The sequence below is a fragment of the Pseudomonas sp. EL_65y_Pfl2_R96 genome, from assembly GCF_963970905.1.
Classification (GTDB): Bacteria; Pseudomonadota; Gammaproteobacteria; order Pseudomonadales; family Pseudomonadaceae; genus Aquipseudomonas.
Genome location: NZ_CAXAQH010000024.1, coordinates 16,147 through 40,780, shown reverse-complemented (window position 1 = coordinate 40,780; position 24,634 = coordinate 16,147). Strand labels below are relative to the sequence as shown.

The window sequence follows — 24,634 nt, the reverse complement described above, 5'->3', positions numbered from 1 at the left end:
TCAAGCGCCGGTCGGTGACAGCGCTCGGCTGACACCAGCGCTGCGCCGGCTGCTGATGGAGAACACGGTCATGGCGAGGGCGGCCACCGCGCCGGGCAAGGCAAACGCCATGAAGTTCAGTTGCAGCGGCAGACTGATCCCCAGCAAGGCACCGCCCAGCAGTGGACCGACAATCGCACCGTTGCGCCCGATGCCTGACGCCCAGCCCAAACCGGTGGAGCGAATGGTCATGGAGTAGAACTGCGCGGCGCAGGCGTACAACAGAATTTGTGAGCCGATGGTGGTGGCGCCGGCAAGGGCGATCAGCAGGTACAACACCGGCATCGGACTGTTGAAGCCCAGCAAGGTGATCGATACCGCAGCCACGACGAAGAACACCGCCAACACGCGTGGCAGGTTGAGCTTGTCGCCCAGCACCCCGCCGCCGACCGCGCCGAAAATGGCGCCGAAGTTGAGCACCAGCAGGAACGACAGACTCGAACCCAGGCTGTAACCGGCGTTGGCCATCAGTTTCGGCAGCCAGGAACTCAAGGCGTAAACCATCAGCAAGCAGCAGAAAAACGCCAGCCACAGCATCAGCGTGCGCAGCGCGCGACCCTCGCGAAACAGTTGCAACACCGGGGTGCCGGTGCCCTTCACTTCGCTCATGTGCAACTGATCGCTGGCGTGAGCGACGTAAGCCGGGTCAACCCGTTCCAGGATGTTTCGCGCTTCTTCATTGCGCCCCTGACGCAGCATGAAACCCACTGATTCGGGCAGGAAGTACATGATCAGCGGCAACAACAGCAATGGCAGCACCGCCACGTAAAACACTGACTGCCAGCCGAAACTCGGGATCAGCACGATGCCGAGCCCCGCCGAAAGCATGCCGCCCACCGAGTAGCCGCTGAACATGATCGCCACCAGCGTGCTACGGATTTTCTTCGGCGCGTACTCGTTCATCAGCGCCACGACGTTGGGCATCACCCCGCCAATGCCCAACCCGGCAACGAACCGGCAGAGGCCAAACTCGGTGGGGTTACGGGCAAAACCATTGAGCACGGTAAAACCGCTGAAGAGCATCACACACAGGGTGATGGCTTTCTTGCGACCGATCTTGTCCGACAACGGGCCGAAAAACAGCGCGCCGAACATCATCCCGAACAGTGCATAACTTCCCAGTGCGCCGGCTTGCAAGGGACTGAGCCCCCACTCTTTCATCAGCATCGGCAACACCACGCCGTAAATCACCAAATCGTATCCGTCGAAGATGATGATCAGGGCGCACCAGAACAGCACCATCCAGTGAAAGCGGTTGAATCGAGCGTTGTCGATAACCTCATGTACGTTGATCTTGCGCATGGCATCTATCTCTTGTTGTTGTTTTTTTAAGAGTCGGTAACGCGGCTAACGTCCGTACAGCCGAGGGTAGAGACGCCAGGCACGGGGCAATAGCCGCTTTGCGCAGATCGCTATCCGTTTTGTGCAATGCCCTGAACCGGGCGTGGGATGAGGAGTTCTCCAAGAGTCTGTTGCAACCCTGTAGAGGGTTGATTCATGGACTAGACTCACGCGATTGATGATGGAGTTAAACGTCAAGAGCAGAGGGCTCGTCCACGACTGGCGCCAGTTTTGCTCGAAGCAATGTGCAATCTGCAGGCTGATAGCTGCACCTGCAGGGTCTATCTATCGGTAGTCAGCGACTGGCATATGTGAGGCTTGGGTCATGGCAAAGGACAAGAAGAAAACCCCTGTTAACAGTAACTCCGACGAACGCTTGAAACTGACGAACAAAGCCTATCTTGAGCAGTTACGCCGATTGCATGTCGAACTGGTCAAGTTGCAGGAATGGGTGAAAGAAAAGGGCATCAAGATCTGTATCGTCTTCGAGGGACGTGACGGCGCTGGCAAGGGCGGGACGATCAAGGCGATCACCGAGAGGGTGAGCCCGCGTGTCTTTCGGGTCGTGGCATTGCCGGCACCAACCGAGCGCGAGAAGAGCCAGATGTATATACAGCGCTACCTGGCGCACATGCCAGCGGCTGGCGAAGTGGTGATCTTCGATCGCAGTTGGTACAACCGCGCCGGGGTCGAGCGTGTAATGGGATTTTGTACCGATGAGCAGGTGACCCGTTTCCTGAGCCTGGCCCCCCTCATGGAACGCATGATGGTCGACTCGGGCGTAATGCTGTTCAAGTATTGGCTGGAAGTCAGCGAAGAGGAGCAGACCCGCAGGCTTGAGGCACGGATCAAGGATGGCCGCAAAATCTGGAAACTGACGCCAATGGATCTCAAGTCATACAGCCGCTGGTATGACTACTCGCGCGCACGTGACGACATGTTCAAGGCGACCGACACCGACCATGCTCCGTGGCTTGTGGCCAACTCGAACGACAAAAAGCGGGCCCGCCTCAACATCATTTCTGATTTGCTCAGCCGCATTCCGTACAAGAATGTACCGCGCGCGAAGGTGGTTTTGCCCAAGCGGCAGAAATCAGGCGGCTATCGTGAACCGAATTATCCGCTGCGGCGAATTCCAGAAAAATTCTGACCGGCACGTTCAAGCGGATCTGCGCTGTACACCAAAGGGCCACAGTTCTATGAGCGATTCGGATTCTTCGTCTCCCGTCCCGGAACCCGGACGGATTGTCCATCGGGATACCGACGGCGACACCGGTTGGAGCCGCTGGCTGCCGGGGCTGCGCACGCTACGTGGATACAAAATCGCCTGGTTGCGGCACGACTTCGTGGCCGGACTGGTGCTGACCACGATGCTGGTGCCCGTCGGCATCGCCTACGCAGTGGCATCGGGCGTACCCGGCATTTATGGCCTTTACGCGACCATCGTTGGGCTACTGGCGTACGCGCTGTTCGGCCCCAGCCGAATTCTGGTGCTGGGGCCGGATTCCTCGCTGGCCGCTGTCATCCTCGCCGTCGTCCTGCCGCTGTCCGGCGGCGACCCGCATCGTGCCATCGCCCTTGCGGGCATGATGGCGATCGTGTCGGGAGTGGTGTGCATCCTGGCCGGCATAGCGCGCCTTGGCTTTGTCACCGAGCTGCTGTCCAAACCGATCCGCTACGGGTACATGAACGGAATCGCGCTGACGGTATTGATCAGCCAACTGCCCAAGCTTTTCGGTTTTTCAATTGAATCCGACGGCCCGTTGAGAAACCTGTGGGCCATCGCTACAGCGATCATGGAGGGGAAAACCAATTGGACCGCCTTCATGGTCGGCGTAGCCACCCTGGCCGTGATTCTGCTGTTCAAGGGCAACAAGCGCGTACCGAGCATTCTAATCGCCGTGGTGGGAGCGACCGTCGTCGTGGGTGTGCTGGACCTTGCCGCGCGCGCTGGAATATCGGTCCTCGGCTCTCTTCCACAAGGCTTGCCTGCGTTCGACATCCCCTGGATCACTAGGGCCGACATCGTCCCCGTGCTGATCGGCGGTTTCGCTGTTGCCCTGGTTTCATTCGCCGATACCAGCGTGCTCTCACGTGTCTATGCGGCACGGAGCCGTACCTATGTGGACCCGAACCAGGAGATGGTGGGCCTGGGCGTCACCAACCTGGCCGCCGGATTTTTTCAGGGTTTTCCGATCTGCAGCAGTTCGTCACGTACGCCCGTGGCGGAGGCCGCAGGCGCCAAAACCCAGCTGACCGGAGTCATCGGTGCGGTTGCTGTTGCCTTATTGCTAGTGGTGGCGCCGGACCTGTTGAAGGATTTACCCACCAGCGCACTGGCGGCGGTGGTGATCGCCTCCGCCATCGGCCTGATTGAGGTCACCGACCTGCGACGCATTTATCGAATACAGCGTTGGGAGTTCTGGCTGTCAATCGTCTGCACCGTCGGCGTGGCCGTGCTGGGTGCGATTGAGGGTATCGGCCTGGCCATCGTGATCGCCGTCATCGAATTTCTGTGGGATGGCTGGCGCCCTTACTCTGCCGTTCTGGGACGCGCGGAAGGCGTGAAGGGTTATCACGACATCAAGCGCTATCCCGACGCGCGCCTTGTACCCGGCCTCGTACTGTTTCGCTGGGATGCGCCGTTGTTTTTCGCCAACGCCGAGTTGTTCCATGACCGAGTACTCGACGCCGTGGCTGCATCGCCTACGCCAGTGCGCTGGTTGGTCGTTGCGGCGGAACCCGTCACCAGCGTGGACGTGACCTCCGCCGACATGTTGGCGGAGCTGGACGAAACCTTGCACGCGGCGGGCATCAAGTTGTGCGTGGCCGAGATGAAGGACCCGGTCAAGGACAAGCTGAAGCGATTCGGGCTTTTCGCGCGGCTTGGCGAAACGGCGTTTTTTCCAACAGTAGGTACTGCAGTCGACAGCTATCTGATGATTCATCCGGTGGATTGGGAGGACGAGGATCGCTGAGTGGCATGGAGACACTCAGCGACGGGTTTTATCAATGTTTCCATGTTTACCGGCTCACCCGCGGCTTACCGAACGCATGCCTTTGCCACTCTCTACAGGAGGTAATCAATGGTTCCCATACCCACTCTCGAAAAGGTTTTTTCCCGAGACCTGCTCGATGTACTGATTCGTGCCGGAGTGATTACTGTTCTGGTGATGTTCTGCTTCCAGATATTCAGCCCGTTCCTCGATCTGATGCTGTGGTCGGTGATCCTGGCAATCACCCTCTACCCCTTGCAAGTCAAATTCAGAGGCAAACTGGGAAACAAGGACGGGATCACCGCGACGCTGATCGTATTGATCGTCATCAGTATTCTTATGGTGCCTGTCTATTTGTTGGGAGCCTCGCTTGCGGAATCCGTGGAAAGGGTCATGACCATGGTCAAAACCGACAGTTTCCATATTCCGCCGCCGTCCGCCACGATCGCCAGTTGGCCACTGGTGGGAGAATCTCTTTATAACTTATGGACACAAGCCGCCACTGACCTGCCCCATCTGGCTCAGAAGTTCATACCGCAGATCAAAGGTGTCAGCCTCTCCCTGCTGAGCAAGCTTGCGGGTGTCAGCATGGGGCTCCTTTTATTCATCGTCGCCCTGATTATTGCCGGTATTTTTTTAGCGTATGGAGAAGGCGGCCACCGCAGCGCGGTGCGAATCGTTACGCGCTTCAGCGGTCCGATCAATGGGCCGAAAATCGCCGATCTGTGCACCGCCACCATCCGGGCAGTGGCGTTAGGGGTTGTCGGCATCGCCTTCATCCAGATGCTGTTGGTGGGCATCGGTTTTGTGTTCATGGGCGTCCCCGGCGCCGGACTTCTCGCCTTGGCGGTACTGCTGCTTGGCATCATGCAGTTACCGGCGACCCTGATTACCCTTCCGGTCATCGTCTTTGTTTTCATGAGCGAAGGTGCCAGTACGGCGACCATTGTGTTTGCCATCTATGTCTTCGTCGCAGGATTGGTCGATAACGTCCTCAAACCGCTGCTGCTGGGTCGGGGTGTCGATGTACCGATGCCTGTGGTGCTGATCGGTGCCTTGGGCGGCATGGTCACGGGCGGTATCCTCGGACTGTTTATCGGCCCGGTGATACTCGCGGTCGGCTATCAGTTGTTCTGGGAATGGGTGGATCAAGTGCAAGATCCCGGGCCAGACGACCAGGAACAGACCTGACACGGCGGCAGAGGATATTCCCATGCTGTTGAATCTACTGGCCGGTCTTCCCGTAATGTTCTTCTGCCTGATAATGCAGGCCATTTTCGTGACTATGTGCCTGCGTCAATACGTGCATTTCAGGCATTCCCGACCGCCTGAAACGCAATGGCTGAATATCCTGTTGTTGTCGATGGTCATGCTGCTGATGCTGTTCAGTAATTTCGTGCAGATCGCCATCTGGGCCGCGCTGTTCATGCTGCTCAACGAATTCGACGAATTCGCCACCGCGCTGTATCACTCGGCGGTCAACTTCGCGACGCTGGGCTACGGCGACATCATCATGTCCTCTCGCTGGCGTCTGCTTGGCCCATTGGAGGCCGCCAACGGAATCCTGATGTTTGGTGTCTCCACCGCGGTGATGACCGCTGCGGTGATGGATGTCATAAAGCACAACATGGACAGGCTACGGCAGCGTGAACGCCCATAGGCATGCGCCGATCATGGCCGGGCCTTCTCCAGCGCCTCACGCAATTGTGCCGCCGTGGCGTATTCGTGCTTCCCCACCAATTGACCGTCCTTGAGCTGCAGCCACAGCACTTTATCCACGGACCCGGGGTAACGCGGCGCCACGCGACCATCACGGTCAAGCATCACTCGATAGGGATAATCGCGCATAGCCGGTACTGCAAACATCTTCGCGATCAGTCGAGGCATGCGCTGGATGTCCGCGACAAATACCGCGTGCCGAGCTTCCAGGTAGCCCTTGGGCTGGCCCTGCAGAGCGGCGTCGACCAATTTTGCGGCGTCCATGCTGCGCGCCACCAGCAGCGTCTGAGTCTGATTATCGAATGTGAAGGCCTGATCGAACTGATCAAGTAAGGTCCACGGCGCCAGGCGCTCGCCAACCTCCAGCGCCTGGGCCCAAAGAGGCAGAAGACTGAGCAATAACACCGGCCAATATTTCACGTTCTACTCCTCGTTCGAGCGCATATGCGTAATGGCTATCAGTCTACACCGCCCGTTCCGAGTGCTCAGTCCCTCCGTTTACCATTTCACGCTTTCTGCTTGTCGCAAATGAACGCTAAGCTTGGGCCTATGGATGACTCAGATTATTTACGCCTGCTGACCATCGCGGCCGAGCAAGCCAACACGTTCCTCTCCAATGCCCGCAAATGGGAGCGTGAGCGTTGGGTTTGCCAGCGCCTGCTCCAAGGCCTGAACATTCCCTATCGCGCCGACGAGTTTGCCCCCGCCGGGGAGCCGCCGGACGTGCTGTTTCGCGACGCGAATTTCGAGGTGTTCTTCGTGCTCGACGAGGGCCGGCGCCTCAACGACGAATGGCGTGATGAGCTGCAACGCCGGCGCAGCGCGTTTTCCCTGAGCCAGCTGGTGCGCCGCGAGGCCAAGCCCCGGCGCATCCCGGCCAATGAGTTTCTGCTGAGACTGGCGCCGACCTTGCGCAAAAAAGCCCACAACTACAAAGAACGCGGCATGGACCTGGGGGAGCTGGACATCATCGCCTTCGCCAGCCTCAAGCGCGAAGTGTTGGACCTCAACAGCCACTTTCCACCGCCCACCGAGTACCTGCGCCAGGGCTGGCGTTCGTTGTCGCTGGTCGGCCCGACCTTCGCCCGAGTGTTGTTCGCGCACCCGGATGCCCCGGATTTCCTGCGCAGCAACCTGGGTCGCAGCATCGTCTTCGACGTCGGGATCAGCCTGTGAGTCCCGCCACAGATACCGGCATGCACAAGATGGCGCAATCACTGGCCGAATGTTACAAAAGCGTCACATGCACCGTTCAACGCTTGCAGACAAACCACTGTAACGTCTGCACATTCAGCAACGTCTACCTGACGAGGCCCAATATGACCAGCCGCCTGAACCCCGACGACCAGAAGCATGTCGAAGAGTACCTGCACCTGTCCCAGCACCAAGTCGAGCGCCGGCCTTTCCGGCCGTGGATGCTCCTGGTGGTGGTGCTGGCAGTGACCATTGGTCTAGGCCTGTTGAGCCGACTTATCAGTTACCTGACGCTATGAGCTGCCTTGCGCTCGCTCGGTTGACTGCACCGATTTCTTTTAGCCTTGCGAGATATCCCCATGACTCATCGTATTGTCATCGTTGGCGGCGGCGCCGGCGGTCTGGAGTTGGCTACCCGTCTGGGTAAGACTCTGGGCAAGCGCGGCACGGCCAGTGTGATGCTGGTCGACGCGAACCTGACCCATATCTGGAAACCGCTGTTGCACGAAGTGGCGGCAGGCTCCCTGAACTCTTCCGAAGACGAACTCAACTATGTTGCCCAGGCAAAATGGAACCACTTCGAGTTCCAGCTGGGGCGCATGAGCGGGCTCGATCGCGCGCAGAAGAAAATCCAGCTGGCTGCCACCTACGACGAGGCTGGCCTGGAACTGGTACCGGCGCGGGAAGTGCCTTACGACTCGCTGGTGATTGCCGTCGGCAGCACCACCAACGACTTCGGGACTCAAGGCGCGGCGCAACACTGCTTGTTCCTCGACACCCGCAAACAGGCCGAGCGCTTCCATCAGCAACTGCTCAATCACTACCTGCGTGCCCACGCCGGGCAGACCGACGCGGTGCAGCAGATCAGCGTAGCCATCGTCGGCGCCGGGGCCACCGGGGTCGAACTGGCGGCAGAACTGCACAACGCCGCCCATGAACTCGCGGCCTATGGCCTGGACCGAATCAAACCGGAAAACATGCACATCACCCTGATCGAAGCCGGACCACGGGTACTGCCAGCCCTGCCGGAACGGATCGGCGGGCCTGTGCATAAAACCCTGGAGAAACTCGGGGTCAACGTCATGACCAATGCCGCGGTCAGCGAAGTCACGGCAGACAGCCTGATTACCGCCGATGGCCAAGTGATCAACGCCAGCCTGAAAGTCTGGGCCGCCGGGATTCGTGCACCGGGTTTCCTCAAGGACATCGATGGCCTGGAAACCAACCGCATCAACCAGCTGCAAGTGCTGCCGACTCTGCAAACCACCCGCGACGAGAACATCTTCGCCTTCGGTGACTGCGCGGCCTGCCCACAACCGGGCACTGATCGCAATGTACCGCCGCGCGCCCAGGCGGCGCATCAGCAGGCGTCGTTGCTGGCCAAATCGCTGAAACTGCGGATCGAAGGCAAGTCCCTCCCGGAATACAAATATACCGATTACGGCTCGCTGATCTCGCTGTCGCGCTTTTCGGCTGTGGGTAACTTGATGGGCAACCTGACCGGCAGCGTGATGCTCGAAGGCTGGCTGGCGCGGATGTTCTATGTGTCGCTGTACCGCATGCACCAGATGGCGCTGTATGGCGCGTTCCGCACGGCGATGTTGATGCTGGGCAGCAAGATTGGTCGCGGGACTGAGCCGCGGCTGAAGCTGCATTAAGATCTTCGGCGTTGTTTAGGGCCTCTTCGCGGGCAAGCCACGCTCCCACAGGTTATGTGTCGGACCCAGATCCCATAGTCGACAGATAACCTGTGGGAGCGTGGCTTGCCCGCGATGCAGGCGCCTAGGTCCAACCTGCGAACACTTCTGTGTCTCACTGTATCTCCCCCGTCGATTACATCCCTTCGCTTACAAAGCCCCCCTTGCGCGACACAGTAGCGATACACCACGCCCGCTAAATGGCCACACCCGAGCAAGGCACTGCCTGCTTCGGCCATTGCCGCACTCACGTGGCGTCCTTTATCGAGCGGTTGTGTCGTGCAGCCCAGGAGATTTGTAATGTCCCGTACCACTACTCTCGGCAAAAACACTGTAGGTCTGCTTGGTGCAGTCCTGGCCGGTGGCATGATGTTGTCCGGTTCCGTATTCGCTTCGCAGCCACTGACTCAAGGCTACCTGCTGGCATCGGCGGAACAGGTCGTGAAGACGCCTGAAGGCAAATGTGGCGAAGGCAAGTGCGGCGATGCCTCGATGGCCAAGACCGACACCGATGACGACAGCAAGGTATCCCGTGCGGAATTCCTGAAAGTGGCACCCAAAGCTGACTTCGACAAGATCGACACCAACCATGACGGCCAAATCGACGAACAAGAGGCTTTTGATAACGTGAAAACCAACTACGAAGCCAATGGCAAAAAAATGCCGAAGGGCTTGTTCGAGCACCTGAAAGACAATAGCTAAACCTCTGAAAGCCCAAGCCCTGCCTCTCCATCGAGAAGCGGGGCTTTTTTGCATTTTCAGCAGGCAAAAAAAATCCCCGTATCTTTCGATACGAGGATTTTTAATATGGTCGGGGTAAGGGGATTCGAACTCCTGACATCCTGCTCCCAAAGCAGGCGCGCTACCGGACTGCGCTATACCCCGGTAAAAAAAAGGCACCCTTTAAAGGCGCCTTCTGCGAACAGAGCTTTTGGCATCTGATCTTAAGATTCGATTCCAGCGTTAACTGGTTTCAAAAATGGTGGGTCGTGTGGGATTCGAACCTACGACCAATTGGTTAAAAGCCAACTGCTCTACCAACTGAGCTAACGACCCAAAAATGGTCGGGGTAAGGGGATTCGAACTCCTGACATCCTGCTCCCAAAGCAGGCGCGCTACCGGACTGCGCTATACCCCGGTTTGAAATTGGCTCCGTGACCAGGACTCGAACCTGGGACCCAATGATTAACAGTCATTTGCTCTACCGACTGAGCTATCACGGAACTACATATTTCAATTTACAACTGTGAAGCTTGCTTCACCTCTTCTACCCGTTCGCATCGCTGCGTTCGTGTGTCTGAGGCGCGCTATTCTACAATCTTAAGCACCTCTGTCAACCCCCTAAATTGCTTTCAAGTTAATGATTTGCAACTTATTTCAGATTCCTGCTTGGGGAGCAGAAACCCTCTCGGGGTGACTTACTGCGGGGCGCACTTTACAAGCATTTTCCTTTGAGTTCAACAGCCTATCGAAAAAAAGGCCTCGCAATGCGAGGCCTCTTTCATTTTGTTGCCACTGGGGATCAGACAAAGACGATTTCGTCGTTCTCCACCACACCTTTGGCGGTCTCGCCCGGCATGAATCGACCCGACAGGATCAGTTGCGCCAGCGGGTTCTCGATCCAGCGCTGGATCGCCCGTTTGAGCGGCCGTGCGCCATAGACCGGGTCGTAACCGACGGCGATCAGCTTATCCATTGCTTCCGGGCTCAGCTCAAGCTTCAGCTCGCGCTCGGTCAGGCGGCTACGCAGGCGACCCAACTGGATCTCGGTAATACCGGCGATCTGATCCCGAGCCAGCGGCTCGAAGATCACCACTTCGTCGACCCGGTTGATGAACTCCGGGCGGAAGTGCGTGGAAATCGCATCCATCACCGCTGCCCGCTGCGCTTCGCGATCACCCACCAGCTCCTGGATCTGTACCGAGCCCAGGTTGGAGGTCATGACAATCACGGTATTTTTGAAATCTACCGTGCGGCCATGGCTATCGGTCAAGCGACCATCTTCCAGCACTTGCAGCAGGATGTTGAACACGTCCGGGTGGGCCTTCTCGACCTCATCCAGGAGGATCACCGAGTAAGGCTTGCGACGCACCGCCTCGGTCAGGTAACCGCCCTCCTCATAGCCCACGTAGCCTGGTGGCGCGCCGATCAGACGAGCCACGGAATGTTTCTCCATGAACTCGGACATGTCGATCCGCACCATTGCCTCTTCGGTATCGAACAGGAACTCGGCCAGCGCCTTGCACAACTCGGTTTTACCGACACCGGTCGGGCCGAGGAACATGAAAGAACCGCTCGGGCGATTCGGATCGGACAGCCCGGCACGGGAACGCCGCACGGCGTTGGAGACGGCGATCACCGCTTCGTCCTGACCGATTACACGCTGGTGCAACAGGCTTTCCATCTTCATCAGTTTTTCGCGCTCGCCCTCGAGCATTTTCGCCACGGGGATGCCGGTCCACTTCGACACGACTTCAGCGATCTCTTCTTCAGTCACCTTGCTGCGCAGCAACTGGTTTTCGCTTTTGCCGTGCTGGTCGACCATTTGCAGGCTGCGCTCCAGGTCCGGGATCACCCCGTATTGCAGCTCGGCCATGCGGTTCAGGTCGCCTTTACGGCGCGCGGCTTCCAGTTCCTGACGGGACTGTTCGATTTTCTGCTGGATCTGCGCCGAACCCTGGACTTCGGCTTTTTCCGAGTTCCAGATTTCTTCGAGGTCCGAATACTCACGCTCGTGGCGAACGATTTCTTCCTGCAGTTTTTCCAGACGTTTTATCGCCGCTTCGTCGCTTTCTTTCTTCAGCGCCTGGGATTCCACCTTCAGCTGAATCAGGCGACGCTCCAGACGGTCCAGCACTTCCGGTTTGGAATCGATTTCCATGCGGATGCGGCTGGCGGCTTCGTCGATCAGGTCGATGGCCTTGTCCGGCAGCTGGCGGTCAGTGATGTAGCGATGACTGAGCTTGGCCGCGGCGATGATTGCGCCGTCGGTGATCGCCACCTTGTGGTGAACCTCGTAACGCTCTTTCAGGCCACGCAGGATGGCGATGGTGTCTTCTTCGCTCGGCTCGTCCACCAGGACTTTCTGGAAGCGCCGTTCGAGGGCCGCGTCCTTCTCTATATATTGGCGATACTCGTTGAGCGTGGTCGCGCCGACGCAGTGCAACTCACCGCGAGCCAATGCCGGTTTGAGCATGTTGCCGGCGTCCATCGAGCCTTCGCCCTTGCCCGCACCGACCATGGTGTGCAATTCGTCGATGAACAGAATGATCTGCCCTTCCTGCTTCGACAGTTCGTTGAGCAGAGACTTGAGGCGTTCTTCGAACTCGCCGCGGTACTTGGCACCGGCAATCAGCGCCCCCATGTCCAGAGACAGCAGACGCTTGCCTTTCAGGCCATCCGGCACTTCACCGTTGATGATGCGCTGAGCCAGGCCTTCGGCAATGGCGGTTTTACCCACGCCAGGCTCACCGATCAGCACCGGGTTGTTCTTGGTACGGCGTTGCAGAACCTGAATGGTGCGGCGAATTTCGTCGTCACGGCCAATCACCGGATCGAGCTTGCCCTCTTCAGCACGCTTGGTCAGGTCGATGGTGTATTTATCCAGCGCCTGACGCGACTCTTCGTGGTTGGCGTCATTGACTGCCTCACCGCCGCGCAGGTTATTGATCGCGTTTTCCAGAGCTTTTTTGCTCACGCCCTGACCAAGCAGCAACTTGCCCAGCTTGCTGTTCTCATCCATGGCGGCGAGCAGAACCAATTCACTGGAGATGAATTGGTCGCCCTTCTGCTGGGCCAGGCGATCGGCCTGATTGAGCAGGCGCGCCAGATCCTGCGACATATTCACGTCGCCGGTCGGGTTCTGGATTTTCGGCAGTTGATCGAGCGCTTTGGTCAGTTCTTTACGCAAGCTGTTGACGTCGAAACCAACCTGCATCAGCAGGGGTTTGATCGAACCACCCTGTTGTTCAAGCATGGCCTGCATCAAATGCGCCGGCTCAATGGCCGGATGGTCCAGACCGACGGCCAGGGATTGGGCGTCGGACAAGGCTAACTGCAACTTGCTGGTTAAACGGTCTATACGCATGGGTCACCTTCCTTTTGAGCAGGCCGGACCTATAAACATCCTGAATGAAGAAGCCTGCCGGATACCTCACTAGATGTGGTCGATTCTGGAAGATTCAAGCGTCGTACAGTTGATGTAGATCAGAGAAGTCTAGCGTTCGATCCAGACTAAAGAGGCAAACCGGCCGGTGCGTGGACTGCGGCGGTAAGAAAAGAAACGTGGATCGGTCACGGTGCAGAACCCACCGCCGTAGACAGCCGTTACACCGCGAGCGGCCAGACGCAAACGCGCCAGCTCATAGATGTCGGCCATGAACTTGCCGGCATTCTGGCTCGGCACAAAGGCTTTGGCGGCTTCAGGCAATTGCTGGACGAAGGTTTCGCGCACCTCCGGGCCGACTTCAAAGGCTTGTGGGCCAATGGCCGGGCCGAGCCAGACCAGCACTTCGGCGGGTGGCACGGCCAGACTGTCGAGGGTCGCTTCCAGCACACCCGCCGCCAACCCGCGCCAACCGGCATGGGCGGCGGCAACGCGGGTGCCGGCACGGTCGCAGAACAGCGCTGGCAGACAATCCGCGGTCATTGCCGCGCAGGCGATACCGGGTGTTGACGTCCAGCTGGCGTCGGCAGTGGCTACCTGGCTTGGGTCGGCATGGGCCACGACAATGCCATGAACCTGCTTTAACCAGGCCGGTTGAATAGAGAAATGATCGGTGAGGCGACGGCGGTTCTCGGCGACGGCTTCGGGGCTGTCGTCGACATGATCGCCGAGGTTGAGGCTGTCGAACGGCGCCAGACTGACGCCGCCCGCACGGGTGGTGACGCAGGCTTTCACCCCGGCAGGCGCAGGCCAGTCGGGAATCAGCCAGTCACTCATCCGATGAACGCCTCGCGGTCTTGCTTGAGCAGCGACAGCAACCAGACGAAGTCGTCGGGCAGTGGCGATTCCCAGCTCATGCGTTTACCGGTAGTCGGATGATCCAGCTCCAGGAACCGCGCATGCAGCGCCTGACGCGGGAAATTCTTCAGGGATTCGACCATGGTCACACTGGCGGCCGGCGGAATACGGAAACGACCGCCATAGGCAGGATCTCCGACCAGCGGGTAGTTGATGTGCGCCATGTGCACGCGAATCTGGTGCGTACGACCGGTTTCCAGCTTCACCCGCACGTGAGTGTGGGAGCGGAAACGCTCGAGCACGCGGTAATGGCTGACGGCTTGCTTGCCACCTTCCATCACGGCCATGCGCTGGCGTTGCTGACCGTGGCGACCGATCGGCGCGTTGATCTTGCCGCCGGCCGTCACCACACCGATCACGATGCACTCGTAGATCCGGCTGACACTGCGGCTCTGCAATTGCGTGACGAGTTGCGTCTGCGCTTGAATGGTCTTGGCCACCACCATCAGACCGGTGGTGTCCTTGTCCAGGCGATGCACGATACCGGCGCGGGGCACATTGATGATGTCCGGCACGTGGTGCAGCAAGGCGTTGAGCAAGGTGCCATCGGCGTGACCGGCGGCCGGATGCACCACCAGGCCCGCAGGCTTGTTGATCACCAGGATGTCGTCGTCTTCATAGACGATGTCCAGCTCGATGTCTTGAGCGATCCATTCGCCTTGAGCTTCCTGCTCGGCAGTCAGCTCAAGAATGGCGCCACCGTGAACGATGTCTCGCGGGCGGATAACCGCCCCATCCACAGTCAGGCGGCCGTCTTTGATCCAGGCGGAAAGGCGCGAGCGCGAGTGCTCAGCGAATAATTGTGCGGCGACTTGATCGAGGCGTTGGCCGCCCAATTCGGACGGCACCTCTGCGCGAAGTTCAATTTTATCGGACATGCTCAGACTAGGCGTCGGCACAGCCTTTGGTTTCGGCTGCGCGCTTGTGGTTAAATACGGCGTCTTTTGCCCCGGAGCTTTTCAACGGGGCGCTCATCATAACAGGACGGCCCCGCCCAAGACAGCGGCCGTCATAGGGACGCAAGCCGCCATGCAAGTGAAACACCTGCTGCTGATCGCCATCCTCGCATTGACCGCTGCTTGCTCATCGAAGGAAGTCGTAGACGAAAACCTGAGCGAAGTCGAGCTGTACCAGCAGGCTCAGCACGATCTGGACAACAATAGCTACACCGCCGCCACAGCCAAGCTGAAGGCGCTGGAGTCGCGTTATCCGTTCGGTCGCTACGCCGATCAGGCTCAACTCGAGCTCATCTACGCCAACTACAAGAACACCGAGCCTGAGGCTGCCAAGTCCGCCGCCGAGCGTTTCATTCGTCTGCACCCGCAGCACCCGAACGTCGATTACGCTTACTACCTCAAGGGCCTGACCTCTTTCGACCAGGACGTCGGCCTGCTGGCGCGCTTCCTGCCGCTGGACATGACCAAGCGTGACCCGGGCGCTGCTCGCGACTCCTACAACGAGTTCGCCCAGCTGACCAGCCGCTTCCCGAACAGCCGCTACTCGCCGGATGCCAAGCAGCGCATGATCTACCTGCGCAACCTGCTGGCTTCCTACGAGATTCACGTTGCCGACTATTACCTGACCCGCCAGGCCTATGTCGCCGCCGCGAACCGTGGTCGTTACGTAGTGGAAAACTTCCAGGAAACCCCTTCGGTCGGTGACGGCCTGGCGGTGATGACCGAAGCCTACCAGCGTCTGCACCTGGACGAACTGGCCGCGACCACTCTCGAAACCCTCAAGCTCAACTACCCGAACCACCCAAGCCTGGTGGATGGTAAGTTCGTGCCATCGGTGGGTGAAGCCGACAACCGTTCGTGGCTGAGCAAGGCCACCCTGGGCCTGATCGAATCCCGTCCGCCACTGCCGCCGGGCGAAACCCGCGCCAACCAGGACGTGCAGAAGCAGTTCCAGGATGCCAAGGACGCGATTCCGAACGAGCTCAAGCCTAAAGATGAAAACGGCGATGTGCTCGAAGAACCGGAACCCGAGTCCAGTAACACCGACCGCTCCTGGTTCAGTCACATGACCTTCGGCCTGTTCGACTGACGCCGGGATGTTATGCCGAGAAGGCGCCTTTCGAGGCGCCTTTTTTATTGCCGGACTTTAGGGTGAGCGTATTGCGCTGTGCGCCTGACCCGTCCTTGGCTAAACTGCCAATTCATTAATCAAAAAGCGGCTCACCATGCTTCGTCTATTGTTCTGGATCGCCCTGATTGCCGCTGCGGTATGGTTCTGGCGCAAATTCAAGGGCTCGACGTCGGTTGCCAATACGCCGCGCGAGCAAGATGCTCCGCCCATGGTTCGCTGTGCTCATTGCGGCGTACACCTGCCCCGTGACCGCGCGTTGAGACTTGAACAACAGTGGTATTGCAGCCAGGCTCACCTTGAGCAAGGCCCGGGTTCCAGTGGTCGCTGAGACGCCCAGTCCCGGCAACAAACAGGCCCAGCGATTGCTGCGCCTCTATCACCTCTACCGCTTAAGCATCGGCATCACCCTGGTGCTGTTGATCTCCAGCAACATGGACAACCAGTTGCTGAAGTTCGCCAATGACGACCTGCTGCGCAATGGCAGCTGGTTGTATCTGGTACTGAATATCCTGCTGGTGGTCTTTCTGGGGAACACCCGGCGTCCCTCGCAGCTGTTCAGCCTGGCGCTGGTCGATGTCCTGCTGCTGTGCGGCCTGTTCTACGCCGCAGGCGGCGTGGCCAGCGCCATCGGCAATTTGCTGATCGTGTCGGTGGCCATCAGCAATACCCTGCTGCGCGGGCGTATCGGCCTGCTGATCGCAGCGGTCGGCGCCCTCGGCATCGTCGGTTTGAGCTTCATCCTGAGCTTCAGCCACTCCACCAACCCCAGCGATTACCTGCAAATAGGCACCCTCGGCGCCCTGTGTTTTGCTGCGGCGTTGCTGGTGCAAGGCTTGATCCGACGACTGGAAGTCAGCGAAACCCTGGCGGAGCAGCGGGCCAGCGAAGTACTCGGCCTCGAAGCGCTCAACGCACTGATCCTGCAACGCATGCGCACAGGCATTCTGGTGCTCGACGACCAACGGCGGGTGCAACTGGCCAATCACAGTGCCTTGACCTTGCTCGGGCAGGAAAAGCTGGATGGCCAGTTGATCGACGATTATTCGAAGCCGTTGGTCGAGCGCCTCCAACTGTGGTTCAACAATCCGACTTTGCGCCCGCAAAGCCTGAAAATCGCCAGTAATGGCCTGGAGCTGCAACCAAGCTTCATTGCCCTGGACCAAAGCCCGCACCACCAGACGCTGGTCTTTCTCGAAGACCTCGCCCAAATCGCCCAACAGGCCCAACAACTGAAACTCGCCGCCCTCGGTCGCCTGACCGCCGGTATTGCCCATGAGATCCGCAATCCACTGGGCGCCATTAGTCATGCCGCGCAGTTACTGGAGGAATCCGAGGAACTGAACGGCGCGGATCGGCGTCTGACACAGATTATTCAAGACCACTCTCAGCGAATGAATCGGGTAATCGAAAACGTCCTGCAACTGTCCCGTCGCCAGCAAACCATGCCGCAACGGCTTGATTTGAAGCCGTGGCTGGAGCACTTCGTCGCCGAAACCCGCGAAGGGGCGACCGAGCGTCAGCAGATTCACCTGTGCATTGGTTCGGGAGACTTCAAAACCCTGATGGATCCGAATCAGCTGACCCAGGTTCTCGACAATCTATTGCGCAACGCCTGGCGCCATAGCGCCCTGCAGCACGATCAGGCACAGGCCTGGCTCGAGTTGTTTATCGACCCGGACAGCCAGTTGCCGACCCTTGAAGTCCTGGACGATGGCCCCGGCGTGGCGTCGGACCAGCGTGCACATTTGTTCGAACCGTTCTTTACCACCAGCAGCCAGGGCACCGGCCTGGGGCTTTATCTGTCCCGTGAGCTGTGCGAAAGCAATCAGGCCCGCCTAGACTTCAAACCACGCCAAGGCGGCGGCTGCTTTCGCATCACCTTTGCTCACGGACGGAAACAAAGTTGAACACGAGCCCACGGCAAAAAATCCTGATCGTCGACGATGAACCCGATATCCGCGAACTCCTGGAAATCACCCTGGGACGGATGAAACTCGACACCTTCAGCGCACGCAACCTCGCGGAAGCACAGGCGCTGCTGGCACGGGAGACGTTTGATCTGTGCCTCACCGACATGCGCCTGCCAGACGGCACAGGCCTGGCGCTGGTGCAGCACATCCAGCAGCGCTATGCGCAAGTGCCGGTGGCAATGATCACCGCCTACGGCAGCCTGGAGACGGCAATCAACGCTCTCAAGGCGGGCGCCTTCGACTTTCTGACCAAACCGGTCGACCTCACCCGCCTGCGCGAACTGGTCACCAGCGCCCTGCGCTTGCCCGCGCCGGGCGGCGCCAGCACCGCCATCGATCGGCGCCTGCTGGGCGACTCGCTGCCCATGCGCAGCCTGCGCAAACAAATCGACAAACTGGCCCGCAGCCAGGCCCCGGTGTACATCAGCGGCGAGTCCGGCAGCGGCAAGGAGTTGGTCGCCCGCCTGATCCATGACCAAGGCCCACGTGCCACCCGACCGTTCGTCCCGGTGAACTGTGGAGCGATCCCGTCGGAGTTGATGGAAAGCGAATTTTTCGGCCATCGCAAAGGCAGTTTCAGCGGCGCCATCGAAGACAAACCCGGACTGTTCCAGGCCGCCCATGGCGGCACATTGTTCCTCGACGAAGTGGCTGACCTGCCGCTTGCGATGCAGGTCAAACTGCTGCGGGCGATTCAGGAGAAAGCCGTTCGCAGCATCGGTGGGCAGCAAGAAACCGTGGTCGATGTGCGCATCCTCTGCGCCACCCACAAAGACCTCGGTGCCGAGGTCACCGCCGAACGCTTTCGCCAGGATTTGTACTACCGACTCAATGTGATCGAGCTTCGGGTGCCGCCCTTGCGCGAACGCCGCGACGACATTGAGCTCCTGGCCAGCCATGTACTCAGACGATTGGCGACCGGCACCGGCCAACCCGCCGCAAAACTCCACCCGCAAGCTCTCGATGCACTGAAAAGCTATCGTTTTCCAGGAAACGTGCGGGAATTGGAGAACATGCTTGAGCGGGCCCACACCTTGTGCGAGAACAAACAGATCGAAGCCAGCGACCTGCGACTGACCGAAGGCAACTGCAACCCGGACGGCGACGTGCCGGACCTGACACAAATCGACAACCTGGAAGCCTATCTGGAAAATGTCGAACGCAAACTGATCCTCCAGGCTCTCGAGGAAACACGCTGGAATCGCACAGCGGCGGCTCAGCGGTTGAATTTGTCGTTTCGATCGATGCGTTACAGGCTCAAAAAATTGGGTTTGGATTGAAGGCCTCTTCGCGAGCAAGCCCCACACATTGGATCTTTTGTGGACGTATTACTTGTGCACAGCAGAGATAAAAAGTGGGAGCGGGCTTGCTCGCGAAGACAATCTGAAAGACAACAAAGATTCCCCAGTCAGATTCGCCCGGCCGGCGCATACGGCGCAGGGTCGATAATCGGCGCCCGCCCCAGCATCACATCCGCAAACAGCTGACACGACGCCGGCGCCAGCACCAACCCATTGCGGTAATGCCCGCAGTTGAGCCAGAGCCCGTCAAACCCCGGCACCCGACCGATATAGGGAATCCCTTCCGGCGACCCCGGCCGCAACCCGGCCCAATGCCCCACCACCTCGGCATCCGCCAGCGCCGGAATCAACTCCACCGCCGATGCCTTCAGGCTTTCCAGCGCCGTTTCGGTCGGTGTCTTGTCGAAGCCTTCATGTTCCAGCGTACTGCCGATCAGAATGTGCCCGTCACGCCGAGGAATGGCATAACGCCCTTTGGCCAGGACCATGCTCGGAAGAAAGTCCGCCGCGCACTTGTAGAGAATCATCTGGCCTTTGACCGGCTCGACCGGCAGCTCCAGGCCCAGGCTTTTCAGCAAGTCACCGCTCCAGGCCCCGGCCGTCAAAACCACCTGATCACCGGCAATGGCCCCCATCGAAGTCTGTACCCCGACCACCGCAGCGCCTTCACGGATAAACCCGCTGACCTCGCACTGCTCATGAATTGTCACGTTCGGCAGCGCCAACAAAGCCGCCTTGAGGGACTTCACCAGCCGTGGATTACGCACATTGGCGACATCAGCCATGTAGATCGCCCGCGAAAAACCAGCGCCCAATACCGGCACCGCATCGTGTGCCGCAGAGATATCCACAGCCCGCAGCGGACGATTTTCCCGTTTGGCCCAGGCGAGCGCTTCGGCTTCGTCATCCAGGTCCAGCCAGTACAACCCGGTGGTGTGCACTTCAGGATCGACACCAGTGGCGGTGAACAGGCGTTCCGCCAGCTGTGGATAAAAATCCTGGGACCAATGAGCCAACGCAGTAACTGCCGGGCTGTAGCGCCACGGGTAGAGCGGCGAGACGATCCCGCCACCGGCCCAGGAGGATTCCTGACCGACACTTGAGCGGTCCAGAAGCACGACGCGCTGTACTTCGGACGCGAGATTGAACGCCGTCAGCAGGCCAATCACCCCGCCGCCGACAATCACCACTTGCTGTTGCCTGCTCATGTTCTGATCCAACCGTTCAATAGACAGAGGGCGCAAAGGGCGCCCGAAAAATAAACTCAGCGCCCCCAGCAATCCTTGGTGGTCAGGCCGGACGTTGCATTGACCATGCTTCTGACTCCGGTATTGGTGAGGGTGAAATCACCACACTTATCGCTCGCCATGGTCGAACCGGCTTTGCGTGTTGCCGTCAGCAGGAAGGTCTGATCGGTCAGGGTCGGGGTGATGGTATAGAAATCATTGCCGGCGCTCAGACCGGTGGCATTGGTGTAGACATTATTCTTCGAATAGAAACGCTCCAGAATCTGCGCCTGTTCGGAAAGCAGACCGGCCACTTCAGTACGGCGGCCCTTTTTTACATACTCGGTGAGGCTCGGATAGCCAATGGTGATGACGATCCCGATGATCGCTATCACGATCATGATTTCAATCAGGGTAAAACCTCGGTTGGATCTGCGCATGCCTCACTCTCACTTACTGTATTTGTCGCCACATGATGCGACGGCCGCTGCCGCCACCGGATTTTTCCACCAGAGTGGTCACGCCACCACCGGAGTCGTTCACAATCTTGCGGGTTGCGTCATTGACGACCGCGTTCAGGGTCGGGATACCACCGGTGAAGATCACCCCGCTGGAAATCGTGTCAGTGCTGTCGACCACCCCATCGGCATTGGTGTCGAGCACTGCGTAATTGAGCATCTTACCGCTGAACGCATCGAGTTCGACCAGTTTGCCGGTGCCGAAGCCGGTACAGGGGTCCGTCGTGTCCAGACTGGCCGTGGTAAAAACGATGCGCCCCGAGACCAGACTGGCCTGATTGATCACCCGCTCCCCCGTCAAAACGTTGTTGTATACCAGCGGCAAGTACCAGCCTTTCTTTGCCGGGTAGGTCACCTCGTTCTGGCTGGTGGTGATGAATTGCCCGGTGCTGCCCGTAAACACCCCGGTCACCGCCTGCGCCTGCAGGCTGGAAGTGGTGATTTGCCCCGTGCCACCCTCGGCATCCCATACCGCGTAGAACGCCTGTAGATCCTTGTTGGTCTTGTCGGCGACCTCATTGAGCTTGCCGGTGCCGAAAAACACTTCCTTGCCGCCGGATGGGTGATCGGCCAGCAACGGTTGTGCGGTAATTGGCTGGGTCGTGCCGCCTGCGGAGGTGAACAACGGCTTGCCGGAAAACGCCACGCCCCAGGTGTCGGGGGTGGTGCCACTCAAATCGAACTTCCACAACCGCCCTTTCAAGTCGCCCCCATAGGCAGCCTGTACCACATTCTGCGAGTTGACCCTGAGCTTCACCGACGACAGGCCGTTGGTGGTTTCGGTACTGTCGACCACGATTTTCTTGATCAGCGAGCCGTCGCGGATATCCACCACATACAGCGCTGCCACCCCGGAGTTGCTGCCATAACCGTTGGAGATAAACGCAGCCCAGCGACCATCGGCCAAGCGTGCCACTTCGGGGCGCGCATAGGCATAACCCAGATCATTGAAAACGTTCGCCGTACTGGCCGTGGCCGGCGCACTGATTTCCCACAGCGCTTTAGTCTCGTTACCGGCTGATGCATCGAACAATTGCAGTGCATAGAAGGTTTTGCCGCCCGCCCCCGTTCCGCCAATCGCCAGGGTTTTCCAGGCGTTGTTGAGCTGGGCATCGAACACGCCGACCGGGCCGTCGACCAGAAACTTGTGGCTCACACCGTTGATGTAAGTGGGATCAGCGATGTAGCGCAATGATGGCAACACACTGGAGGGCATATAGGCGTAACGTCTGGCACCGTTGGTCGAGTTGATGACGTTTACAAAACCATCGTTGGCGTTCACCACCAGGCTGGCATTCATGTTGGCGGCTTTGGTGGTCAGGTAGGTGCTGTAGGCGGTGTCACCCACCAGATCGGACGCGGTTTGGTCCGTGGGCGCGGCCAGCACGAGTGGCGAATTGATGATGTCGCCGAGCAATACGCTGCGCACTTTCAACCCGGTTTTGTTGATACCTTTGCTCCACTCCACCAGATCGCTGCCGGTGATGCCGACGGGCAGTCCCTGATTGAGGGATGTCTGCTGGGTCGGGGAGAAGTTGCTGTAGGCCAGGGTGACAGCAGCGTTGGTCTGGGTATTCCAGGATTGGTAGGTCGGCGCGGTAGCACCGGGCACAATGGTGGTATCGGTCGTCCACAGCACCGCAGCCGTGTTAACCGCACCCGCCGATGTGAAGCCAAAGGACTTGATGGTGCCCCGCCAGTCCTTGGGATCGTAGCTGGTCTGGAAGTAGCTCGAGTTGCTGGTCAGGGCTGTGCCGCTGGCTACGCCACTGCCACCTGAGCCGGCCTTGGAAGTGATGTCGCTCAGGGCTGCAGACAGTGCGCTGTTGAGCCCGGTGCTGTCGCTTGCCTGGTAATACCTGCCCTGCCCGTAGCTGGCGGCATCAGACAACATATCGTTAGCGATGGCGAAACCTACGGTATAGGTATTCATGTTCTGCTTGGGAAAATCCACCGCGTTCCAGCTTTTGCCAGCGGCGTCGGTGCCGGTCGAGCGCATGTCAATGTCAAAGGCGAACTTGGCGATGTCATCCAGGTATAGGGTGTCACCCTCGCCGTCGCCATTGAGATTCGGGCCATCATCGTTCACCCCGTCCCAATTGGGTAACCGGATACCGCCCAACGGATCGCTCGTCGGGAAGGTTCGGTCGAAGGTCGGCAGACCATCGGTGATCACCACACCGTAATTTTTCTGGCAACGGTACTGAATCGGACTGGTATAGGTGGAGGGCGTCGAGTTGTTGTATGGCGCCATGCCACGAAAATAGCGAGTGATCTCGTAATAGGCTTCAGCTAGCGGCGTGTTGGCCTCTGCGCTCAGTTCGTCGATCGCGGCGATCAGTGCGTTGTAGTTGGTATTGGCCTGAGCCTGGGTCACGGTGCCGCTGACCGCCGACAAATCGCTGACCGAACGGGCGATGTAACCGCCGTCATTCTTATGGTTACCGACAGCTAGGTTGAACGTCGACAGGCCGATGCGCAGCGAGCGGTTGCCGGTCACCAACGCCTTGGACACGTTGCGCGCCACATTCATCCGGTAATCACTGGGGATCGAGCCATCGGTGAAGTCCCGGTCGGAACGGTTCGCCAGGCTTATCAGGTAGGACAAGTAATTCGCCGTATAACGAGTGTCCTCCCCCCCCACCGGATCGGGAAGCTTCAGACAGAGTGAATCCAGACCGAGAAAGCTGCTGTTATAAAAACCGTACCATCCTTTCGAACATGTTCCTCGAGTCAAACTCGACAAGGAAATATTGTCATCGGTCATGTCCAGGTCGCGGCCTTTCAGGCACGTACCATTCGAGAGGCAAATAGTCACCGGGGTGCGTGCGACCGTCGGGTCGAAGCCGGCTACCCAGATAATGTTGTTCATACTCCCCGAGTCGTCGAGTAACAGCATCACATTGGGGGCCACGGCGGCGGCGTTCAACAGCGGCGAATCCGAGGGCGTGAAGGCGTAAGTCGGCGCGGCCAGATAAAGGCTCATCGCAGCGCCACAGAACAGCTGCAACAACCAACGGCGCCAGCCTGTCCGCGCCTTAATATTTCGCATAAATACTCTCCACCACACTGCGCGAGTTGCCCGTGATGCCCACGGCGGTCACCCGGTACAGCGTTGCCGACGTGTTGCTCGGCACGTTCACGGCGGTCAGGGTGGTGCCGATGTTCTGCACCCCGTAAAAGCCGCTGCCGGAGGCGATCCAAGTCACCCCCGAGGTGGAATTGAACCCGGCGACGGTGATGACCGACGCCTCGGCCGGCGGCGCGCATTGGCTGGTGCCACTGCAGACCGGCAATGAATAGCTATTCAGTTGCACCGCACTTTCGCCGACGCGCAACGCCGCTTCCGCGCCCTGAAACGATTGGTTGCGCAGGGTCACGCTACCGGCCATTTTTTCCTGCAACGTAGCGCTCTGCATCGACGAAAGGCCGATCAACGTCAATACCAGAAGAAACACCAGGCTGACCAACAGCGCCATGCCGCGCTGGGCGTGAGGGGTCATGGGAGAAATACTCATCGGC

21 protein-coding genes and 4 tRNA genes are annotated in these 24,634 nt (G+C 59.0%); 12 read left to right on the top strand and 13 right to left on the bottom strand.

Annotation, left to right across the window (positions count from 1 at the left end; all coding sequences use genetic code 11):
• Entirely contained in the window at positions 1-1,341 is a 1,341-nt protein-coding gene (locus tag AACY49_RS21640; RefSeq protein WP_339526295.1) for an aromatic acid/H+ symport family MFS transporter, read from the bottom strand.
• A 364-nt stretch (positions 1,342-1,705) separates the two neighbouring features.
• Between AACY49_RS21640 and ppk2 the strand changes: the two genes are divergently transcribed.
• The 4 genes from ppk2 (at position 1,706) to AACY49_RS21620 (ending at position 6,036) form a co-directional block, all read left to right on the top strand.
• Complete coding sequence (gene ppk2 / locus AACY49_RS21635) at positions 1,706-2,530, top strand: polyphosphate kinase 2 (protein WP_339526293.1); 825 nt, start codon at positions 1,706-1,708, stop codon at positions 2,528-2,530.
• Positions 2,531-2,579: 49 nt separating this feature from the next.
• Positions 2,580-4,358: a SulP family inorganic anion transporter gene (locus AACY49_RS21630; RefSeq protein ID WP_339526354.1), complete on the top strand. Its 1,779-nt coding sequence runs from the start codon at positions 2,580-2,582 to the stop codon at positions 4,356-4,358.
• Positions 4,359-4,466: 108 nt separating this feature from the next.
• Complete coding sequence (locus AACY49_RS21625; protein WP_258699025.1) at positions 4,467-5,567, top strand: AI-2E family transporter; 1,101 nt, start codon at positions 4,467-4,469, stop codon at positions 5,565-5,567.
• Between the two features lie 22 nt (positions 5,568-5,589).
• The gene (locus AACY49_RS21620) at positions 5,590-6,036 is read left to right on the top strand and encodes a potassium channel family protein (RefSeq protein WP_258699024.1); all 447 of its coding nucleotides are present in this window, start codon (positions 5,590-5,592) and stop codon (positions 6,034-6,036) included.
• Between the two features lie 11 nt (positions 6,037-6,047).
• On the opposite strand, the gene AACY49_RS21615 is transcribed toward AACY49_RS21620, so the two are convergent.
• The gene (locus AACY49_RS21615; RefSeq protein WP_258699023.1) at positions 6,048-6,515 is read right to left on the bottom strand and encodes an FAD/FMN-containing dehydrogenase; all 468 of its coding nucleotides are present in this window, start codon (positions 6,513-6,515) and stop codon (positions 6,048-6,050) included.
• A 129-nt stretch (positions 6,516-6,644) separates the two neighbouring features.
• Here AACY49_RS21615 and AACY49_RS21610 point away from each other — a divergent pair, with 129 nt between their 5' ends.
• The 4 genes from AACY49_RS21610 (at position 6,645) to AACY49_RS21595 (ending at position 9,688) form a co-directional block, all read left to right on the top strand.
• Positions 6,645-7,271: a DUF1780 domain-containing protein gene (locus tag AACY49_RS21610; protein WP_123357369.1), complete on the top strand. Its 627-nt coding sequence runs from the start codon at positions 6,645-6,647 to the stop codon at positions 7,269-7,271.
• A 143-nt stretch (positions 7,272-7,414) separates the two neighbouring features.
• Positions 7,415-7,588 carry a DUF3094 domain-containing protein gene (locus tag AACY49_RS21605; protein WP_007938396.1) on the top strand — a complete coding sequence of 58 codons (174 nt, stop codon included), beginning with the start codon at positions 7,415-7,417 and terminating at the stop codon, positions 7,586-7,588.
• A gap of 60 nt (positions 7,589-7,648) precedes the next feature.
• A complete protein-coding gene (locus tag AACY49_RS21600) occupies positions 7,649-8,947 on the top strand; it encodes an NAD(P)/FAD-dependent oxidoreductase (protein ID WP_339526288.1) in 1,299 nt (432 codons plus the stop codon).
• 339 nt (positions 8,948-9,286) lie between these two features.
• On the top strand, positions 9,287-9,688 hold the full coding sequence (locus AACY49_RS21595; RefSeq protein WP_339526286.1) for an HvfA family oxazolone/thioamide-modified RiPP metallophore: 402 nt from the start codon (positions 9,287-9,289) through the stop codon (positions 9,686-9,688).
• A 106-nt stretch (positions 9,689-9,794) separates the two neighbouring features.
• On the opposite strand, the gene AACY49_RS21590 is transcribed toward AACY49_RS21595, so the two are convergent.
• From AACY49_RS21590 to rluD, 7 genes are all read right to left on the bottom strand, one after another.
• Positions 9,795-9,871 (bottom strand) — tRNA-Pro (locus AACY49_RS21590).
• 95 nt (positions 9,872-9,966) lie between these two features.
• Positions 9,967-10,042, bottom strand: a tRNA-Lys gene (locus AACY49_RS21585).
• Positions 10,043-10,047: 5 nt separating this feature from the next.
• Positions 10,048-10,124: transfer RNA gene (locus AACY49_RS21580), tRNA-Pro, on the bottom strand.
• A 9-nt stretch (positions 10,125-10,133) separates the two neighbouring features.
• Positions 10,134-10,209, bottom strand: a tRNA-Asn gene (locus tag AACY49_RS21575).
• Between the two features lie 299 nt (positions 10,210-10,508).
• Positions 10,509-13,073, bottom strand: coding sequence for an ATP-dependent chaperone ClpB (clpB, locus tag AACY49_RS21570; RefSeq protein ID WP_339526285.1), 2,565 nt, complete (start codon positions 13,071-13,073; stop codon positions 10,509-10,511).
• A 129-nt stretch (positions 13,074-13,202) separates the two neighbouring features.
• Entirely contained in the window at positions 13,203-13,928 is a 726-nt protein-coding gene (gene pgeF / locus AACY49_RS21565) for a peptidoglycan editing factor PgeF (protein ID WP_258699019.1), read from the bottom strand.
• A complete protein-coding gene (gene rluD / locus AACY49_RS21560) occupies positions 13,925-14,887 on the bottom strand; it encodes a 23S rRNA pseudouridine(1911/1915/1917) synthase RluD (protein WP_007901932.1) in 963 nt (320 codons plus the stop codon). Before rluD ends, pgeF begins: the two co-directional genes overlap by 4 nt.
• 151 nt (positions 14,888-15,038) lie before the next feature.
• Here rluD and AACY49_RS21555 point away from each other — a divergent pair, with 151 nt between their 5' ends.
• The 4 genes from AACY49_RS21555 to AACY49_RS21540 all read left to right on the top strand — a co-directional run bounded on the left by AACY49_RS21555 (position 15,039) and on the right by AACY49_RS21540 (position 19,347).
• Positions 15,039-16,055: an outer membrane protein assembly factor BamD gene (locus tag AACY49_RS21555; protein WP_339526284.1), complete on the top strand. Its 1,017-nt coding sequence runs from the start codon at positions 15,039-15,041 to the stop codon at positions 16,053-16,055.
• A gap of 136 nt (positions 16,056-16,191) precedes the next feature.
• The gene (locus AACY49_RS21550) at positions 16,192-16,425 is read left to right on the top strand and encodes a PP0621 family protein (protein ID WP_258699017.1); all 234 of its coding nucleotides are present in this window, start codon (positions 16,192-16,194) and stop codon (positions 16,423-16,425) included.
• A complete protein-coding gene (locus AACY49_RS21545; RefSeq protein WP_320394477.1) occupies positions 16,415-18,004 on the top strand; it encodes an ATP-binding protein in 1,590 nt (529 codons plus the stop codon). The genes AACY49_RS21550 and AACY49_RS21545 overlap by 11 nt, the downstream gene beginning before the upstream one ends.
• Positions 18,001-19,347, top strand: coding sequence for a sigma-54-dependent transcriptional regulator (locus tag AACY49_RS21540; protein ID WP_339526283.1), 1,347 nt, complete (start codon positions 18,001-18,003; stop codon positions 19,345-19,347). The genes AACY49_RS21545 and AACY49_RS21540 overlap by 4 nt, the downstream gene beginning before the upstream one ends.
• Before the next feature lie 128 nt (positions 19,348-19,475).
• Here the strand turns inward: AACY49_RS21540 and thiO are convergent, their stop codons facing one another.
• Genes thiO through AACY49_RS21520 form a run of 4 tightly spaced genes read right to left on the bottom strand, consistent with a single transcriptional unit; the run spans position 19,476 to position 24,630 of the window.
• Entirely contained in the window at positions 19,476-20,576 is a 1,101-nt protein-coding gene (thiO, locus tag AACY49_RS21535; RefSeq protein WP_339526281.1) for a glycine oxidase ThiO, read from the bottom strand.
• A gap of 56 nt (positions 20,577-20,632) precedes the next feature.
• Positions 20,633-21,034 (bottom strand): type IV pilin protein, encoded by a 402-nt coding sequence (locus AACY49_RS21530; protein WP_258699014.1) that lies wholly within the window; start codon positions 21,032-21,034, stop codon positions 20,633-20,635.
• 13 nt (positions 21,035-21,047) lie between these two features.
• The gene (locus AACY49_RS21525; protein ID WP_339526279.1) at positions 21,048-24,164 is read right to left on the bottom strand and encodes a pilus assembly protein; all 3,117 of its coding nucleotides are present in this window, start codon (positions 24,162-24,164) and stop codon (positions 21,048-21,050) included.
• A complete protein-coding gene (locus tag AACY49_RS21520; RefSeq protein ID WP_339526277.1) occupies positions 24,151-24,630 on the bottom strand; it encodes a pilus assembly PilX family protein in 480 nt (159 codons plus the stop codon). Before AACY49_RS21520 ends, AACY49_RS21525 begins: the two co-directional genes overlap by 14 nt.
• Positions 24,631-24,634: the final 4 nt, after the last annotated feature.

Excerpts from the sequence above, each read along its gene's own strand:
- AACY49_RS21640 (WP_339526295.1), bottom strand. The coding sequence starts at position 1,341 with ATGCGCAAGATCAACGTACATGAGGTTATCGACAACGCTCGATTCAAC.
- AACY49_RS21625 (WP_258699025.1), top strand. The coding sequence starts at position 4,467 with ATGGTTCCCATACCCACTCTCGAAAAGGTTTTTTCCCGAGACCTGCTC.
- rluD (WP_007901932.1), bottom strand. The coding sequence starts at position 14,887 with ATGTCCGATAAAATTGAACTTCGCGCAGAGGTGCCGTCCGAATTGGGC.
- AACY49_RS21555 (WP_339526284.1), top strand. The coding sequence starts at position 15,039 with ATGCAAGTGAAACACCTGCTGCTGATCGCCATCCTCGCATTGACCGCT.
- AACY49_RS21605 (WP_007938396.1), top strand. The coding sequence starts at position 7,415 with ATGACCAGCCGCCTGAACCCCGACGACCAGAAGCATGTCGAAGAGTAC.
- AACY49_RS21525 (WP_339526279.1), bottom strand. The coding sequence starts at position 24,164 with ATGCGAAATATTAAGGCGCGGACAGGCTGGCGCCGTTGGTTGTTGCAG.
- AACY49_RS21600 (WP_339526288.1), top strand. The coding sequence starts at position 7,649 with ATGACTCATCGTATTGTCATCGTTGGCGGCGGCGCCGGCGGTCTGGAG.
- AACY49_RS21610 (WP_123357369.1), top strand. The coding sequence starts at position 6,645 with ATGGATGACTCAGATTATTTACGCCTGCTGACCATCGCGGCCGAGCAA.
- AACY49_RS21550 (WP_258699017.1), top strand. The coding sequence starts at position 16,192 with ATGCTTCGTCTATTGTTCTGGATCGCCCTGATTGCCGCTGCGGTATGG.
- clpB (WP_339526285.1), bottom strand. The coding sequence starts at position 13,073 with ATGCGTATAGACCGTTTAACCAGCAAGTTGCAGTTAGCCTTGTCCGAC.
- AACY49_RS21630 (WP_339526354.1), top strand. The coding sequence starts at position 2,580 with ATGAGCGATTCGGATTCTTCGTCTCCCGTCCCGGAACCCGGACGGATT.
- AACY49_RS21595 (WP_339526286.1), top strand. The coding sequence starts at position 9,287 with ATGTCCCGTACCACTACTCTCGGCAAAAACACTGTAGGTCTGCTTGGT.
- thiO (WP_339526281.1), bottom strand. The coding sequence starts at position 20,576 with ATGAGCAGGCAACAGCAAGTGGTGATTGTCGGCGGCGGGGTGATTGGC.
- pgeF (WP_258699019.1), bottom strand. The coding sequence starts at position 13,928 with ATGAGTGACTGGCTGATTCCCGACTGGCCTGCGCCTGCCGGGGTGAAA.
- ppk2 (WP_339526293.1), top strand. The coding sequence starts at position 1,706 with ATGGCAAAGGACAAGAAGAAAACCCCTGTTAACAGTAACTCCGACGAA.
- AACY49_RS21620 (WP_258699024.1), top strand. The coding sequence starts at position 5,590 with ATGCTGTTGAATCTACTGGCCGGTCTTCCCGTAATGTTCTTCTGCCTG.
- AACY49_RS21520 (WP_339526277.1), bottom strand. The coding sequence starts at position 24,630 with ATGAGTATTTCTCCCATGACCCCTCACGCCCAGCGCGGCATGGCGCTG.
- AACY49_RS21530 (WP_258699014.1), bottom strand. The coding sequence starts at position 21,034 with ATGCGCAGATCCAACCGAGGTTTTACCCTGATTGAAATCATGATCGTG.